General features: G+C 64.5%; 10 protein-coding genes and 1 pseudogene. 6 read left to right on the forward strand and 5 right to left on the reverse strand.

Annotated features, from left to right (window positions below; genetic code table 11):
• Nucleotides 1-99 precede the first annotated feature (99 nt).
• The 3 genes from HDG33_RS21215 to HDG33_RS21225 all read left to right on the forward strand — a co-directional run bounded on the left by HDG33_RS21215 (nt 100) and on the right by HDG33_RS21225 (nt 2,678).
• Nucleotides 100-1,401, forward strand: coding sequence for an EAL domain-containing protein (locus tag HDG33_RS21215; protein WP_184032945.1), 1,302 nt, complete (start codon nt 100-102; stop codon nt 1,399-1,401).
• Nucleotides 1,402-1,572: 171 nt separating this feature from the next.
• Complete coding sequence (locus HDG33_RS21220; protein WP_184032947.1) at nt 1,573-2,136, forward strand: peroxiredoxin; 564 nt, start codon at nt 1,573-1,575, stop codon at nt 2,134-2,136.
• 77 nt (nt 2,137-2,213) lie between these two features.
• A complete protein-coding gene (locus tag HDG33_RS21225; protein WP_090804017.1) occupies nt 2,214-2,678 on the forward strand; it encodes a hypothetical protein in 465 nt (154 codons plus the stop codon).
• A gap of 17 nt (nt 2,679-2,695) precedes the next feature.
• Here HDG33_RS21225 and HDG33_RS21230 read toward each other — a convergent pair whose 3' ends face one another.
• The 5 genes from HDG33_RS21230 to HDG33_RS36980 all read right to left on the reverse strand — a co-directional run bounded on the left by HDG33_RS21230 (nt 2,696) and on the right by HDG33_RS36980 (nt 13,050).
• Nucleotides 2,696-6,022, reverse strand: a complete 3,327-nt coding sequence (locus HDG33_RS21230) for an efflux RND transporter permease subunit (RefSeq protein WP_184032949.1) — start codon at nt 6,020-6,022, stop codon at nt 2,696-2,698.
• 3 nt (nt 6,023-6,025) lie between these two features.
• Nucleotides 6,026-9,160, reverse strand: coding sequence for an MdtB/MuxB family multidrug efflux RND transporter permease subunit (locus HDG33_RS21235; RefSeq protein WP_184032951.1), 3,135 nt, complete (start codon nt 9,158-9,160; stop codon nt 6,026-6,028).
• 23 nt (nt 9,161-9,183) lie between these two features.
• Complete coding sequence (locus HDG33_RS21240) at nt 9,184-10,581, reverse strand: MdtA/MuxA family multidrug efflux RND transporter periplasmic adaptor subunit (protein ID WP_184032953.1); 1,398 nt, start codon at nt 10,579-10,581, stop codon at nt 9,184-9,186.
• 433 nt (nt 10,582-11,014) lie between these two features.
• Entirely contained in the window at nt 11,015-11,860 is an 846-nt protein-coding gene (locus tag HDG33_RS21245) for an IclR family transcriptional regulator (RefSeq protein ID WP_184032955.1), read from the reverse strand.
• Between the two features lie 842 nt (nt 11,861-12,702).
• Nucleotides 12,703-13,050, reverse strand: coding sequence for a hypothetical protein (locus HDG33_RS36980; RefSeq protein ID WP_221311487.1), 348 nt, complete (start codon nt 13,048-13,050; stop codon nt 12,703-12,705).
• Nucleotides 13,051-13,307: 257 nt separating this feature from the next.
• Between HDG33_RS36980 and HDG33_RS38365 the strand changes: the two are divergent.
• The 3 genes and pseudogenes from HDG33_RS38365 to HDG33_RS21260 all read left to right on the forward strand — a co-directional run.
• Nucleotides 13,308-13,586 (forward strand): annotated as a pseudogene (locus HDG33_RS38365) (reverse transcriptase domain-containing protein); the annotation flags it as partial.
• Nucleotides 13,587-13,679: 93 nt separating this feature from the next.
• Nucleotides 13,680-13,979: a group II intron maturase-specific domain-containing protein gene (locus HDG33_RS38370; RefSeq protein WP_409259051.1), complete on the forward strand. Its 300-nt coding sequence runs from the start codon at nt 13,680-13,682 to the stop codon at nt 13,977-13,979.
• Between the two features lie 931 nt (nt 13,980-14,910).
• Nucleotides 14,911-15,660, forward strand: coding sequence for a serine hydrolase (locus tag HDG33_RS21260; protein ID WP_311548367.1), 750 nt, complete (start codon nt 14,911-14,913; stop codon nt 15,658-15,660).
• The last annotated feature ends 252 nt before the right edge of the window (nt 15,661-15,912 follow it).

Below are 15,912 nucleotides of genomic sequence, written 5' to 3' on the forward strand. Positions count from 1 at the left end.
GCTGCATAGACTTTCCGAACCTTGCACTGATGATCCATGTCCGAACGCCCCGTCGTCAGGTCCGCCAGAGCCCCACGGCCCGTCCCGCGGGACGTCGAGGTGCGTGATGTCCTCGCCGGCGCGTCGGCCGGCTATCGTGAGCACGGGGAGCTGGACGCCGCCCCGCAGTACGTCTATGTCGGCCGCCAGCCGATTCTCGATCGCGATGGCGCGCTTCACGCCTACGAGCTGCTGTTCCGTGCCGGAACGTACAACTACGCCGAAATCAGCGACGACACGCAGGCCACCGCGCAGGTGGTCGCGCGCACGATCGGCGGAATCGGCGTACCCGCCGTGCTCGGCCAGCATCGCGGCTTCGTCAATATCGATCGCGCGCTGCTCTTTAGCGACATCGTCCATCTGATGCCGCCCGAGCGCTTCGTGCTCGAAATCCTCGAAACCGTGCGCTACGACGCCTCGCTCGCGCGTCGTCTCGGCGAGTTGCGCGGCGCCGGCTTCCAGGTCGCGCTCGACGACGTGCACGATCTGTCCGACGAGCTGAGCGCGATGCTGCCGTACGCCGACATCGTCAAGATCGATTTCGTGCAGACGCCGCGCCGCACCGTCGCGAAGCTCGCGTCGACGCTGCGCGGCCACGGCAAGACGCTGCTCGCCGAGAAGGTCGAGACGCGCGAGGACTTCGCGCTCGCCCACGAGCTCGGTTTCGATCTGTTCCAGGGCTACTTCTTCGCGCGGCCGCAGGTGCTGGCCGCGCCGCGCAACCGCTCGCTGCGTCCGGGCCTGCTGCGGCTGCTCGCGTTGCTGTCGCGCGACGCCGGCATCGTCGAGCTCGAGGCGGAGCTGAAGGTCAACCCGGGCGTGGTCGTGCAACTGCTGCGGCTCGTCAATTCGAGTGCATTCGGCCTCGGGCGCAACATCGCGTCGCTGCGCGAGGCGATCATCGCGACCGGCACGCGGCAGATCGCGCGCTGGGCGCAACTGCTGCTGTACGCGGACACCGGCGAGTTGCCGTGGCGCGCCGATCCGCTCGTGCAACTGGCGGCGACGCGCTCGCGCTTCATGGAGCTCGCCGCGAACTGGCTGCGTCCGGCCGACGGCGAATTCGCCGACGCCGCGTTCATGACCGGGATTTTTTCGCTCGTGCACATCGTGCTCGACAGCACGCCGGACACGGTGCTCGAGAAACTCGGCCTCGCGCCGCAGATTCGCGACGCGATCGTCGCGCGCAAGGGCGAACTGGGCGCGCTGCTGCTGATCGCCGAGGTCGCGGGCGAGGGCGGCGACGCGGCGCCGGTCGCGACGGCGGCGGGCTTCCACGCGCTGACGCCCGACGTGCTGTCGGAGCTGAACCTGTCGGCGGCGGCGTGGTTCGGCGCGCACGTGGCGGAATTGGGCGTTTGATGCGTCGAGCTCGCGCGCCGCACCCTTTCGATTCGCTTGTGATCCGGGCGACGACCCACGCCGCGTGTGCATCCGTGGTCCAATAGCAAGTTCAGCGACGGCCTGTGACGTCGGCCGAAGCTGTCTCCGATGGACCCGATCAATTGCGTGCGCTCACGCGTGGAGGAGCAGATGAAGACAAAACACATACCGGCGGTACTGGCCGCCGTCATGGCGTTCGGATTCGCAATGCATTCGCCGCTCGCCTCGGCAACCCTGAAGCCCGGCGATACGGCGCCGACGTTTACCGCCGAGGCCTCGCTCGGCGGCAAGACCTACACGTATTCGCTCGCCGACGAACTGAAGAAGGGCCCGGTCGTGCTGTACTTCTATCCGGCCGCGTTCACGAAGGGCTGCACGATCGAGGCGCACGAGTTCGCCGATGCGGTCGACCAATACAAGAAGTACGGCGCGACGGTGATCGGCGTGTCGCACGACAACATCGATACGCTGACGAAGTTTTCGGTCAGCGAATGCCGCAGCAAATTCCCGGTCGCGGCCGACGCCGACGCGAAGGTGATCAATGCGTACGACGCGGCCATGCCGTTGAAGGCTGGCATGGCGAATCGCGTGTCGTACGTGATCTCGCCCGACGGCAAGATCATCTACGAGTACACGAGCCTGTCGCCCGACAAGCATGTCGAGAACACGCTGAACGCGCTCAAGGCGTGGTCGGCCGCCCATAAGGGGCAGTGAGGGGCAGTGAGGAGACGAACGCGCCGTCGCGTTTGCCCGCGCTAGCCGACCAAAACCATTTGCCGGATGAGCTTGCGATGCCGATTGTCGTTGCGTTGATTGCGCTGATCGCGCTGGGGTACGGCGCGGTGCGTGCCTTTTATGCGCTGCAGGCCGCTTTCGGGCTGGCGGTGGCGGAGGGTGTGGCTGTGCTGGTTGCGTTGCTGATCGCCGGTGCGCTCGCGTACTGGCGGCAGCGGCGCCGCGAAGTCGCGCCGAACGTGCGCGACGGCGACTGGACGCACGAATTGAAGGGCAGTTGGGGCTCGGTGCGGCTCGCGGCGGCCAAGCGGCTCTGCGAGATTCGCGTCGGCGACCAGCAGGGCGCGTATATCTTCGCCGATCTGCTCGGCGCCGAAGCACAGGGCCGCGACGCACAGGCGCGGCTCGCGCTGAAGGTCAAGGACTCACGGCACGGCGAGTGGCTCGTGCCGATGTCGAACGAGCGGGCGGCGCGCCGATGGCAGCGGATTTTCTCTCTGGCCATCGAGCAGAAGCTGTGAGCGCCACCTTCACTACGTCATGACGACGTCGGCGCCGCGCCACCCGCGCGGCGTGCCTTTCTCGCCTCCCAGCGCACGCGGATGCGATCCATGTACAGATAGACGACCGGCGTCGTATAGAGCGTCAGCATCTGGCTGACGATCAGCCCGCCGACGATCGAAATACCGAGCGGCGCGCGCATCTCCGCGCCTTCGCCGCTGCCGAACGCGAGCGGCAACGCGCCGAGCAGCGCGGCGAAGGTGGTCATCATGATCGGCCGGAAGCGCAGCAGACAGGCCTGGTAGATCGCGTCGCGCGACGACATTCCCTTGCGCGACGCGTCGATCGCGAAGTCCACCATCATGATCGCGTTCTTCTTCACGATGCCGATCAGCAGGATCACACCGATCAGCGCGATGATGCTGAACTCGGTCTTGAACAGCAGCAGCGCGAGCAACGCGCCGACGCCCGCGGACGGCAGCGTCGACAGGATCGTCAGCGGGTGGATATAGCTCTCGTACAGGATGCCGAGCACGATATACACCGCCGCGAGCGCGGCGAGGATCAGGATCGGCTGGTCGGACATCGACTGCTGGAAGGCCTGCGCGGTGCCCTGGAAGCTGCCGTGAATCGTGGCGGGCATGCCGATCTCGGCCATCGTGTCGTAGATCGCCTGCGTGGCGGTGGACAGCGACACGCCCGGCGGCAGGTTGAACGAGATCGTCGAGGCGACGAACTGGCTCTGGTGATTGACCGATAGCGGCGTGGTGCCGGGCCCGAAGCTCGCGATCGCCGACAGCGGCACCATCGTCTCCTTCGCGGTCGACACCGCCGAGCCCGACGACGCGCTCGACTTGCCGCTCGCCGCGATGGAGTTGATGGCCTGATTGCGCGCGGAGTCGGCTGCAATGCTGGCCGCGCTCGTCGCGGTGGTGGCGGCCGTGCCGCCGGTTGCCGCGCTCGTCGTGGTCGACGTGCTGGTCGCTCTGGACGTCACGGTGCCGGCCGGCGCGTTGGTGGTCTGCGCGCCGCTCGCGCTGCCGCCCGACGTGCTGATGAAAATCTGCTTCAGCATCTCCGGGCTCTGCCAGTATTGCGGCGCGACTTCCATCACGACGTGATACTGGTTCAGCGGGTTGTAGATCGTCGACACCTGGCGCTGGCCGAACGCGTCATACAGTGTGTTGTCGATCTGCGCGGGCTTGATGCCGAGGCGCGATGCCGTGGCGCGGTCGATCGTCACCATCGCTTCGAGACCGCCTTGCTGCTGGTCGGAGTTCACGTCCGCGAGCTCCTTGCGTGCCTGCAGCGCCTCGGTGAGCTTCGGCCCCCACTTGTACAGATCGGGCGTCGAGTCGGCGAGCAGCGTGAACTGATACTGCGCGTTCGATTGCCGGCCGCCGACACGGATGTCCTGCACCGCCTGCAGGAACGTGCGCGCGCCGGCCACGTCGCCGAGCGGCGCACGCAGTTGCTGGATCACCTGGTCGGCGGACAGCTTGCGTTCGCTTTTCGGCTTCAGCGACACGAACATGAAGCCCGAGTTGGTCTGCCGGCCGCCGGTGAAGCCGACCACGCTGTCGACTGCCGGGTTCTTGCCGACGATTTCCATCATCTGCGAGAACTTGCCCTTCATTGCCTGGAACGACGTGCTCTGGTCCGCCTGGATGCCGCCGATCAGGCGCCCCGTGTCCTGCTGCGGGAAGAAGCCCTTTGGCACGATGATGTAGAGCGCGATGTTCAGCGCGATGGTCAGCAGCAGGACGAGGACGATCAGCAGCGGATGCCGCAGCGCCCAGCCGAGCGTGCGCTCGTAGCCGCGCTGCATCGACGTGAAGCCGCGTTCGAGCCAGCGGCCGAAGCGATTTTCCTCATGCTTTTCGTACGGTTCGCGCAGCAGGCGCGAGCACATCATCGGCGTGAGCGTCAGCGATACGACCAGCGACACCGCGATCGCGAGCGACAGCGTCAGCGCGAACTCGCGGAACAGCCGCCCGACGATGCCGCCCATCAGCAGGATCGGCAGGAACACGGCGACGAGCGAGATGCTGATCGACATCACCGTGAAGCCGACCTCGCGCGCGCCGATGAACGCGGCCTTCATGCGCGGCACGCCGTCTTCGATGTGGCGCGAGATGTTTTCGAGCACGACGATCGCGTCGTCGACGACGAAGCCGGTCGCGATGGTCAACGCCATCAGCGACAGATTGTCGATCGAGAAGCCCATCAGGTACATCGCGCCGAACGTGCCGATGATCGAGATCGGCACGGCCACGCTCGGAATCAGCGTGGCGCGCCAGTTGCGCAGGAACAGGAACACCACCATCACGACGAGCGTGACCGCGATCACGAGGGTGCGTTCGGTGTCGCGCAGCGACGCGCGGATAGTAGTGGAACGGTCCGAGGTCGGTGAAATGTCGACGTCGGCGGGCAGCGACGCGTGCAGTTGCGGCAGCATCGCCTTGACGCGGTCGACGGTCTCGATGATGTTCGCGCCCGGCTGCCGGTACAGGATCACGAGCACCGAGCGCTTGCCATTGAAGAGACCGAGATTGCGCAGATCTTCGACCGAATCGACGACTTCGCCCATGTCGGAGAGTTTGACCGGCGCGCCGTTGCGATAGGCAATGACGAGGTCCTTGTATTGCGACGCCTTGCTCGCCTGGTCGTTGGTGTACAGCTGTACGCGGTTCTCGCCGAACTCGATCGAGCCCTTCGGGCTGTTCGCGTTGGCCGCGGCGAGCGCCGCGCGCACGTCCTCGAGGCCGATGCCGTAATGCGACAGCGCATGCGGCAGCAACTCGACGCGCACGGCCGGATTCGCCGAACCGCTGACATCCACTTCGCCAACCCCCTGCACCTGCGACAACGACTGCTGCAGCACCGTCGCAGCCGAATCGTAGAGCTGGCCCGCCGTCCGCGTGCTCGACGTCAGGGCGAGAATCAGGATCGGCGCGTCGGCCGGGTTGACCTTGTGGTAGGTCGGGTTGCTGCGCAGGCTCGCGGGCAGGTCGGCGCGCGCCGCGTTGATCGCCGCCTGCACGTCGCGCGCGGCGCCGTTGATGTTGCGGTTCAGGCCGAACTGCAGCGTGATGCGCGTCGAGCCGACCGAGCTTTGCGACGTCATCTCGGTGACGTCGGCGATCGAGCCGAGATGCCGCTCGAGCGGACTCGCGACGCTCGTCGCGACGGTCTCCGGGCTCGCGCCCGGCAGCGACGCCTGCACCGAGATGGTCGGGAAGTCGACCTGCGGCAGCGGCGCGACCGGCAGCTTCGTGAACGCGAATACCCCCGACAGCGCGATGCCGATCGCCAGCAGCGTGGTGGCGACCGGTCGGGAGATAAACGGACGCGACAGGTTCATCGCTCAGTTCCCTGCATCGGTGGCGGGCGGCGTGGCGCTACCGGACGAATCGCCGCGGTTAAAGCGCTCGCGCAGCCGGCGGCCGAGCGAATCGAACGCGAGGTAGATCACCGGCGTCGTGAACAGGGTCAGCAGCTGGCTCACGATCAGGCCGCCGGCGATCGCGATGCCGAGCGGCCGGCGCAGCTCCGAGCCCGCGCCGGTGCCGAGCATCAGCGGCAGCGCGCCGAGCAGCGCGGCGAGCGTGGTCATCAGGATCGGCCGGAAGCGCAGCAGACACGCCTGGTAGATCGCCTCGCGCGGCGGCTTGCCTTCCTCGCGCTCGGCGTAGAGCGCGAAGTCGATCATCATGATCGCGTTCTTCTTCACGATACCGATCAGCAGCACGATGCCGATGATGCCGATGATGTCGAGATCGTGGCCGGTGATCAGCAGCGCGAGCAGCGCGCCGACGCCGGCCGACGGCAGCGTCGACAGAATCGTGATCGGATGGATGAAGCTCTCGTACAGCACGCCGAGCACGATGTACATCGTGACGATCGCCGCGAGGATCAGGAACAGCTCGTTGGCGAGCGACGCCTGGAACGCGAGCGCCGCGCCCTGGAAGCGCGTCTGGAACGACGCGGGCAGACCGACGTCCTTCTCGGCCTGCTGGATCGCCTTGACCGCCGCGCCGAGCGACGAACCCGGCGCGAGGTTGAACGACACCGTGGTGGCCGGGAACTGGCTCAGGTGCGTGACGAGCAGCGGCGCGGGTTGCTCGATGAACTTCGCGATCGATGACAGCGGCACCTGGCCGCCCGTCGACGTGGAAGAGGGCAGGTAGATCGAGTTCAGCGACGTGGTGTAGTGCTGCATCGTCGGCTGCGCTTCGAGAATCACGCGGTACTGGTTCGACTGCGTGAAGATCGTCGAAATGATGCGCTGGCCGAACGCATCGTACAACGCGTTGTCGATCGTGGCCGGTGTGATGCCGAAGCGCGCGGCGGTCGCGCGGTCGATCTCGATGAACACCGAGCGGCCGTTGTCCTGCAGATCGGTCGCGACGTCCGCGAGCTCGGGCGATTGCTTCAACCGGTCGACCAGCTTCGGCACCCACGTGGTGAATTCGCTGATGTTCGGATCGGTCAGCATGAAGTGATACTGCGTCGGGCTGACGGTCGAGTCGATCGTCAGGTCCTGCACCGGCTGCATGTACAGCGACGCGCCCGGAATATGCGCGACGTCTTTCTGCAACTGGCGGATTACCTCGCTCGCGGTATTGCTGCGGTCGTCGCGCGGCTTCAGGTTGATCAGCATGCGGCCGCTGTTCAGCGTGATGTTGCTGCCGTCCACGCCGATGAACGAGGTCAGGCTTTCGACGTCCGGGTTCTTCAGGATCTGGTCAGCGAGCGCCTGCTGACGCTCGGCCATCGATGCGAACGACACCGACTGCGGCATCTGCGTGATCGCCTGGATCACGCCGGTGTCCTGCACCGGGAAGAAGCCCTTCGGCACGAACACGTACAGCAGGCCGGTCAGCACCAGCGTGAGCACCGCGACGACCAGCGTGGAGCGCTGACGGTTCAGCACCCACGTGAGCGCGACCGCGTAGCGCGCGATCACCCAGTCGATGAAGCGGTGCGCCTTCGCCTCGAAACGGTGACTGTCGTGCGGCGGCGTGTGGCGCAACAGCTTCGCGCACATCATCGGCACGAGCGTCAGCGACACGACCGCCGAGATGACGATCGTCACCGCGAGCGTGATCGCGAATTCGTGGAACAGGCGCCCGACCACGTCGCCCATGAAGAGCAGCGGAATCAGCACCGCGATCAGCGAGACCGTCAGCGAAATGATCGTGAAGCCGATCTGCTTCGAGCCCTTCAGCGCGGCTTCGAGCGCCGTGTCGCCTTCCTCGACGTAGCGCGCGATGTTCTCGATCATCACGATCGCGTCGTCGACGACGAAGCCGGTGGCGATGGTCAGTGCCATCAGCGACAGGTTGTCGAGCGAGAAGCCGCACAGGTACATCACCGCGAGCGTGCCGATCAGCGACAGCGGCACCGACAGGCTCGGAATGATCGTCGCGTAGATGTTGGCGAGGAACAGGTACATCACCAGCACGACCAGCACGACCGACATCGCGAGTTCGAACTGCACGTCGCGCACCGACGCGCGGATCGTCGTGGTGCGGTCGGTGACGACCTCGACGTCGAGCGCGGCGGGCAGCGACTGCTGCAACTGCGGCAGCAGCGCCTTGATGCTGTCGACCACCTGGATCACGTTCGCGCCTGGCTGGCGCTGCACGTTGAGAATGATCGCGGGCGTCTTGTCGACCCACGCGCCGAGCTTCGTATTCTCCGGTCCCGCCACGATGCTCGCGACGTCGGTCAGCATCACCGGACGGCCGCTCTTGTACGCGACCACGGCGCTCTTGTATTCGTCGGCGTCGGTCAACTGGTCGTTCGAGTTGATCGTGTAGTTGCGCGTCGGACCGTCGAAATTGCCCTTCGGCGTGTTGACGTTCAGGTTCGAGATCGTGGTGCGCAGGTCGTCGAGATTCAGGCCGTACGCGGCGAGCGCGCGCGGGTTCGCCTGAATGCGGATCGCCGGGCGCTGGCCGCCCGACAGGCTGACGAGACCCACCCCGGCGACCTGCGAAATCTTCTGTGCGAGACGCGTGTCGGCGAGATCCTGCACCTGCGTGAGCGGCAGTGTCTTCGACGTGATCGCGAGCGTGATGATCGGCGCGTCAGCCGGGTTGACCTTCGCGTAGATCGGCGGCGCGGGCAGGTCGGACGGCAGCAGGTTGCCCGCCGCGTTGATCGCCGCCTGGACCTCCTGCTCGGCGATGTCGAGCGGCAGGTCGAGGCTGAACTGCAGCGTGATGATCGACGAGCCGGCCGAGCTTTGCGACGACATCTGGTTCAGCGACGGCATCTGCCCGAACTGCCTTTCGAGCGGCGCCGTCACGGACGACGTCATCACGTCCGGGCTCGCGCCCGGATAGAAGGTCTGCACCTGGATCGTCGGATAGTCGACCTCGGGCAGCGCGGACAGCGGCAGAAAGCGCAGCGCGACGAGGCCGACCAGCATGATCGCCGCCATCAGCAGCGCGGTGCCGACAGGACGCAGAATAAAAGCGCGGGATGGATTCATGCGGTAAGTGCCGTGCCTTTACTTTATTGCGATGCTTGCGCCGCGTGCCGGCCGCGATGCGCGTGCGCGCCCGAGGCGCTCGCCGGAGCGCTCGCGCCGTGCGCGCCGGATGCGGCCGATGCGCCGGACGCGCCACGCGGCCGCTCGGCCGGAATCGTGATCTTCGCGCCTTCGCGCAGCCGGTCCGAACCGTCGATCACGACGCGCTCGCCGACCGCGAGGCCCGACTGGATGCTGGTGCGCTCGCCGTCGACCGGGCCAACCTTGACCTGGCGCACGGTGACCGTGTTGTCGGGCTTCACGACGTACACGAAGGGACCCATCGAGCCGTTGAGCACCGCCGAGGTCGGCACGATCACCGCGTTCCTGATCGTATCGACGAGCAGGCGAGTGTTGACGAACTGGTTCGGGAACAGGCCGTTGTCCTTGTTCTTGAAGATCGCGCGCAGTTTGATCGTGCCGGTGGTCGTGTCGATCTGATTGTCCATCGTCTTTAGCGAGCCGACTTCGAGCGGATGCGTGTTGCTGCGGTCGTACGCAGTGGCCGACAGCGACTCGCCGTTCTGCGTGTGCTGGATGATCTGCTGCAGATTGTCTTCGGAAGTCGTGAACACCACGCTGATCGGATCGAGCTGCGTAATCACGACGATGCCGTTGGTGAGGCCCGAGGTCACGTAGTTGCCCGGGTCGACCTGACGCAGACCGACGCGTCCCGACACCGGCGCGGTGATGCGCGCGTACACGAGGTCGAGCTTGAAGCTGTCGACGTTCGCCTGATCGGACTTCACCGTGCCTTCGTATTGCCGTACCAGCGACGCCTGCGTGTCGACCTGCTGACTCGCGATCGAGTCCTGCGCGAGCAGCGTCTGATAGCGCTTCAGATCGAGACGCGCGGTGGCGAGCAGCGCCTCGTCGCGCACCAGCGTGCCCTCGGCGTTGCGCAGCGAAATTTCGTACGGGCGCGGGTCGATCTGGGCCAGTACGTCGCCCTTCTTGACCATCTGGCCTTCCTTGAAATAGACGTCCTGCAGCACGCCGCTCAGTTGCGGCAGCACGGTGACGGTGGCGAGCGGCGTGACCGTGCCGAGCGCGGTCAGCACGACCGGCATCTCGCCCTGCGTCGCGGCGGCGACGTGCACCGGCTGCGCCATGTTGGCCATCGCGTTCGGACCGCCGCGGCCGAAGCGGCCGCTGCGCGCGCCGCTCGCCGCCCCCGGCGCGCTCGCGCCGCTGCCGGGCCCGCCCCACGGATGCCAGCGCCACAGCACGACGCCGAGCACGACCAGCGCCGCGACGATCAGCGCGACGGTGCGGCCGCGGTGGCGTTTCACCGCGCCGGGCGCGCTCGATTGCGCGCCGTTCGCGGACGGCTGGGAAGCGGCAGGGCGTTGGGTTTCCGGGTGCTTTTGTTGTTCGTCCATCGGTTCGGTCGGGTGGCTGGCTTGATGATGTGAGCCGCCGATGCGCTCGCCGCCATTCGAAGGGCGGTGGGCCGGCACATGGGCGGCATGTCGGGCGGTCGTGGCGGCGGGCGCCGCGCAATGTTCAGCGCGATGCTACCCGAGGCGCGGGACAGGGATGTTAACGCAATGCGGAATCATCACGGCTGGACGCGGCCGTTTCGACGACGCTCACGGCTCGCGGCGCGCGGTCCCGCGACGGGATGCGTGATCGTACGTTGCGGCGTCTGTAACAGTCCAGCCGCGTATTTTTCGGTTGATTACGAAGGTTACAGCATGTCGGCGAAACGTCGGGCGAGGGCGGGCCGCCGTCGCCACGCTCGCAGATCACGCGCGGCTGGCGCCGCGTTCGATCTGCGCGGGGCGCCGTTTGGCGCCCGTTGCCGCCGACGGCTTATTCGTCGAGTCGGCGCCCCGGCGTGCCGCCGATCTCCAGGACGATCTTGTCGATGCATTCGAGCAGCGCGGGCGCGGCGCGCGCGATCAGCCAGTCGCGCGGACATTGGTCGGCCGAGCCGCCGCAATTGACTGCGTAGCGCTCGCCCGACGGCCCGACGAAGCCGAGCGCGATCGCGTTCAGCCCGTTGTACCACTCGCCGGTGGCGATTGCGAACCCGCGTTCGAGGGTGTCCTGGATCGCGCTTGCGAGACGGCTGCCGATATAGCCCCAATCGTCACCTTCGGCCGTCTGCAGGCCGACCAGCAGACGGTCGCGGTCCGGTTGCGAGAGCGCCGCGAGGTACGCCCGGCCGACGGCGGTGCGCGTCAAGCTCATGCGCGAGCCGATTTCGAGTCGCGACACGAGCACCGCCGAACGCGGCCGGATCGCGTCGATGACGACCATGTCGTAGCGATCGCGCACCGCCAGATGCACCGACAACGCGGTGCGTTCCGCGAGTTCGATCAGAAACGGCCGCGCGCGCGAGCGGATGTCGAAGTTGCGCAGAAAGCCGTTGCTCAGTTCGAGCACCGACGATGTCAGCACGAAGCGCTCGCTGTCGGGTAGTCGCAGCAGAAAACCTGTGCCCACGAGCGTCGCGGTGATGCGCGACACGGTGGGCTTCGGGATGCCGGTCAACTCGGCGAGTTCGCGATTGCTGAGTGGTGCGTGCGCGGCGGCGACGGCGCGCAGCACGGTCAGGCCGCGCGCGAGCGCGGTGACTTCATCGCCTGGGCCGTCTCGGTCTTTGCTGGCGGGGACCTTGGCGGCGACGGGTTGGTTGGGAGTGGATCGGTTCATGCGTTTTTATGGAACAGCATTTCAAATTGTTCGTGCGACAACGTGTTGACGGCCGCTCACAGAGGCAGGGACATCTCCAAACCGGGGCACCCATTCATACATTTTTAAGAAAAGTCATTGTATCGGAAGGAATTGCCGATCGATGGTCGACTATATCTTTTTGCTTGACTTAGTCAGCATAACCATAAAAAATGGAACCTCATTTCGAAAGTCGCTTGTCTCCGCTGCATTTTGGTACGCGCGAGCGGAAAAATCCCAAAATGCAGGATCGATTGCCCGTCCAATGCGCTTGCGCCTTTCGAATTACCTTCTCTCAGGTTCTAGCACGGCCCTCGGAATGGCTAGAACTTTTTAAGGCGTCACGGCAACGTGACGCTTTTTTTTTGGTTGTTATGGGTGCACAACAAAGTCTGCAGGAACGTAAGCTTCGTCTTTCGGGTACTGCAAAGTCTGCAGCACCGGGAAAATTCACTGTGCAATGCACAATTCTGACTGAGCTTTGGCTACCGTGAACGCGCTCCCGGTAGGCGGGTGAGTGCTCGTCGACGAACTTCGGTGGCATTCAAAGTGCCACTTGTTGACAAGCGTCGCTCGACAGGTGGCCGCTCCAGCGCGCCGATCACGTATTCGTTCGGCCATTCCATTGCCCGCATTTTCATTGAGCCACGCAGCATCTCGCCGAAGTTCTGTCGTGCGGCGGTCCCCGGTGAATTTGCAAGCCACTCCCTAACGGCGCTCATTCTGTCTCGCGCCCGGCACAGACGCAGAAAGCTGTCATCGGACAGCCCACGGTCATTGGAGGCGTACCGCATCGTTCGCGAACGCGATCACCTTCGATAACCCTATTTATCTACTTGCTCCAGCGCTTCGCTCTTTTGGATGAATTGCCGCCAGGTTGTTGAGGAGGATGCGGCGGCGGTGTCCGGCTGAGAATCTGATGCAGTTGATCCAATCCAACTCTCTTGATCATCGCGCGATCGCGGTCCCTTACGACAATGCTTATATTTTCCTTGCCGCCCTGAACCTGATACACCCAATCCACGTAGCGGCGGAGCGTCTCGTAATTCACCCCTCTGGTGCTTACCTGCATTTACCACAACGCATCTGATCGACAAAGATCTTTCATAGCTGATTTTGCCGAACGCGATGGTCGCCACCGGCGTAACGAATTCCCTGAGCCACGGGCTCACTGGTTCCTTCCTTGGTCCTCAGGCTGAAACAGAACGAGCTCGATCTTGTACGGAGCGCAGCGAGCGGCGCCGACAAGAGCGGTAGTCGCCGATCTTGCGTGGCTAATTGGCCTGGACTTCGCCGCGCGAGCAATGGGGGCGTTGCTCGCCGTCCGGCCTGCGATCTCCCATCTGGAGGCTAGGGTCCGCGCGATAATCACGCTGCGCCGTTCGAAACTGCGGAGGGGACTAATTTGCCCTGAACGCGGGGTACACCACAGGGCGGAGTGGTCAGCCCGATCCTGATGAATCTGTTTATGCACTATGCGTTCGATAACTGGATGCAGCGGACATGGCTTCAGTCTCCCTTTGCGCGCTACGCCGACGACGCGGTGGTTCATTGCCGCAGTCTGGTGCAGGCGCAAGCCGTGATGCGAGCGATTGCGTCACGGCTGGAAGACTGTGGCCTGACGATGCATCCGGAGAAGTCGAAGATCGCGTATTGCAAGGACAGCAATCGCACTGGCACTTATCCGAATGTGCAGTTTACGTTCCTCGGTTTTACGTTTAGACCGAGAGGGGCATTGAGCAAACACCAGCGGCGATTTACTGGCTTTCTGCCAGCGGTGAGCAGCGATGCCTTAAAGCGGATGAGACAGCACGTGCGAAGTTGGCGAATACACCGACGAACATCGGCGACGCTGGATGAACTTGCGCAGCAATTCAACACGACGATACAAGGGTGGTGGAACTACTATGGGGCGTTCTACCGGACGACGATGCACAGCCTCTTCGGCTACATCGACCTACGGCTTATGCGGTGGGCTCGACGAAAGTACAGGAGGCTGCGGCAGCGCAAGCGACGTAGTGCGGAATGGCTACGCAAGATGAAGTTCACCCACCCCAGGTTGTTTGTCCACTGGCGTGTCGTTGGCGTATCGGTCGGATAACGGGAGCCGAATGAGTCGAGAGGCTCACGTTCGGTTCTGCGAGAGGCTCGGGGGGCAACTCCCCGGGTCTACTCACCTCATCACAGCACCGAATGGACGCTCGTCGTGAACGCACACTAGAGGAAACTGCTCAAGCCACGATTGGCACGGCGCGCTCGACCTTGGAAGGGGGTCTCAGCCAGCCACGATGATCCCGCCGATCACGCCGGTCTCGAGTGGGCATCCTTTTGTTTTCGGAATGTCCTATATTCGCGGCAGGTGATCCCGATCACCGACCTCGCTGCCGCGGCGGGCCGTCCGGGCCGGTTGCGGAACGCGCACGCTGCCCATTACTGAGTTCTCGCGCTTGACCCCGGGCTTCGCTTTCGCGGTGCCGACCCTGTGAATCGATTGACGTTTTAAGTTTCGCTTAAGTTTCGATCCCTACGGTTACCCCTCCGAAGACACGGTCGCCCCGAAGGCATGCGGACAGATGTTAGGCAAGCGCACCGACAGCGGTATCCGAACAAGCCCGAGCTTCGCGACGCGTGCGTAGCGCGAATGACCGTGGCGGGCCTGGCCATGCAAAGTTGGCATCGGGTCCGGCCTCTCTTCATTCGTGACGGCACGCGAGCCGAGTCGCCGTCGTTCAATATCACCGCTTCCCGCCGTTCCTTTATGAGTTTTCCCACATTCGAAGTGCCGGCAGCACGCACCGGCAAACTCCTGTTTTTCCGTTCGACCCCTTGCGTCCACGCGACGGATGCGCCGGCGCTTTGCTCGCCGCCACTCCCGCTGCCACGGACCAGGCGCGCCCGGCTCGCGCAGCAGGCAATATGTCCGGCAGATGTTTCGTGAGCGTCGGGGCATGCGTGCGTGCATCCTGATCCTGGTTTTGTTCTCCTTATTCGCCGGTCCCGCGATGGCGCGCGCCCGTCATATCAAACGCGTCGTGGCGAAACCCGCGGTGCTCGCGCGCGCTGCGATGGTCGTCGATCTGACGACCGGGCGCGCGCTGTATATGAAGCATGCGGATCAGCGCCTCCCGATCGCGTCGTTGACCAAACTTCTGACCGCAATGGTGGTGATCGACTCGAAACGCTCGCTGGTCAAGCCGTCACGCATCACGGACGCCGATGTCGACCGCTTGAAGTGGTCGCGCTCGCGCCTGCCGGTCGGCTCGCTGCTGCTGCGTCGAACGATGCTGCATATCGCGCTGATGTCGTCGGAGAATCGCGCGGCATTTGCGCTGAGCCGTGATTATTCGGGCGGACGTGCCGGCTTTGTCAAAGCGATGAATCGCAAGGCGCGGCGTCTGCATATGACTCACAGCCATTTCGTCGATCCGACCGGACTGTCGCCGCAGAACGTATCGAGCGCGCGCGATCTGGTGAAACTCGCAAGCGCCGCGTACCGGTATCCGAAGATACAATCGTATTCGACGTCCCATAGGCAAGTCGTTCTTGGCGGCGACGGCCCGCTGATGTATCACAACACCGATCCGCTCGTGCATCGCGCGTCATGGCACGTTGCGCTGCAAAAAACAGGCTTTACGAACGAGGCCGGTCATTGCCTGATCGTGATGACGCCGGTGAGCGGACACATGATGGTGATCGTGCTGCTCGGCGCTCCGAATCCGCACGCGCACTTTCAGGACGCGATCGAGCTGCGGCGCTGGATCCGAACCATGCGCCACCGCTGAGCGCGCAACGCGCTGGGGCGTTGCGTCCGTCGCCGAGGTTACGTTTCGCAACGCCCACCGTTGACTGATTTGCGCGGTTTTGCGCGGCGACCTCACAGCTCGGGTCGGCGATCGAACCGTTATTCCAGCGGTGTGTCAATGAAACAAGTTTCGCGAGCTAGTGTCGTGAGTTAAAAATTCATTGAAATATGTTCGCTGCGTACTAAAGTGTCTTGTGTAGCACTGGTATGAGGACGTGGCGATGAGCGGAAG

The sequence above is a fragment of the Paraburkholderia sp. Cpub6 genome (genome assembly GCF_014201065.1).
Taxonomy (GTDB): domain Bacteria; phylum Pseudomonadota; class Gammaproteobacteria; order Burkholderiales; family Burkholderiaceae; genus Paraburkholderia; species Paraburkholderia tuberum.

What these genes read in the sequence shown, in the direction of transcription:
- HDG33_RS21220 (WP_184032947.1), top strand. Translation starts at nt 1,573, where the DNA reads ATGAAGACAAAACACATACCGGCGGTACTGGCCGCCGTCATGGCGTTC.
- HDG33_RS21225 (WP_090804017.1), top strand. Translation starts at nt 2,214, where the DNA reads ATGCCGATTGTCGTTGCGTTGATTGCGCTGATCGCGCTGGGGTACGGC.
- HDG33_RS21230 (WP_184032949.1), bottom strand. Translation starts at nt 6,022, where the DNA reads ATGAACCTGTCGCGTCCGTTTATCTCCCGACCGGTCGCCACCACGCTG.
- HDG33_RS21235 (WP_184032951.1), bottom strand. Translation starts at nt 9,160, where the DNA reads ATGAATCCATCCCGCGCTTTTATTCTGCGTCCTGTCGGCACCGCGCTG.
- HDG33_RS21240 (WP_184032953.1), bottom strand. Translation starts at nt 10,581, where the DNA reads ATGGACGAACAACAAAAGCACCCGGAAACCCAACGCCCTGCCGCTTCC.
- HDG33_RS21245 (WP_184032955.1), bottom strand. Translation starts at nt 11,860, where the DNA reads ATGAACCGATCCACTCCCAACCAACCCGTCGCCGCCAAGGTCCCCGCC.
- HDG33_RS38370 (WP_409259051.1), top strand. Translation starts at nt 13,680, where the DNA reads ATGAGACAGCACGTGCGAAGTTGGCGAATACACCGACGAACATCGGCG.